The sequence below is a fragment of the Marinobacterium lacunae genome (genome assembly GCF_000705555.1).
In the GTDB taxonomy this organism is placed as follows: Bacteria; Pseudomonadota; Gammaproteobacteria; order Pseudomonadales; family Balneatricaceae; genus Marinobacterium_D; species Marinobacterium_D lacunae.
The window spans coordinates 1-576 of sequence record NZ_JMQN01000020.1; the positions used below are offsets into that span (position 1 = coordinate 1).

Annotated in this window: 1 protein-coding gene; it reads left to right on the forward strand. The window is 38.4% G+C overall.

Features of this window, described 5'->3' with window-relative positions; genetic code table 11:
• Positions 1 to 576: transposase (locus tag ADIMK_RS08400; RefSeq protein WP_036186297.1), on the forward strand; the 576-nt coding region annotated here is incomplete at both ends.

The following is a 576-nucleotide window of genomic DNA, read 5'->3' on the forward strand; positions in this document are numbered from 1 at the left end:
CAACCAAGAAATCGCCCCCCTTATCGACCAAGCGATCGAAAGAGATACTAACCAAGAATTTTCAAAAGAAGAAATCACAGAACTCCAACATTTATTAGAAGAAGAACTTCAGAATGTAGAAGATGATCTAACCTCTGCCAATGAAAAAGAAACACTCAGTCGATTAAAGAAGAAAAGACGGTCCTTGAAAAAGCACAGAAATCGTCTCAAAAATGATTTTATACCTAGGGAACAAAAGTATGAAAACTATTATGAAACCTTTGACGACCGAAATAGCTTTTCGAAAACGGATAAAGACGCGACGTTCATGCGCATGAAAGATGATCATATGATGAATGGACAGCTCAAACCGGGTTACAATATCCAAATCGCAACAGAAAACCAGTTTGTTTTGCATACTCAAATTTATCCCAATCCAACCGATACTAAAACACTCATTCCTTTTTTAGATTCTCTTCCAGAAGTGATTAAACCTTCTGATTATATCGTCGCAGACGCAGGATATGGAAGCCAAGAGAATCTGGACTTTTTAGACCAGTCCCCCTGGACTGGATTGGTCAAGTACGGAATGTATGA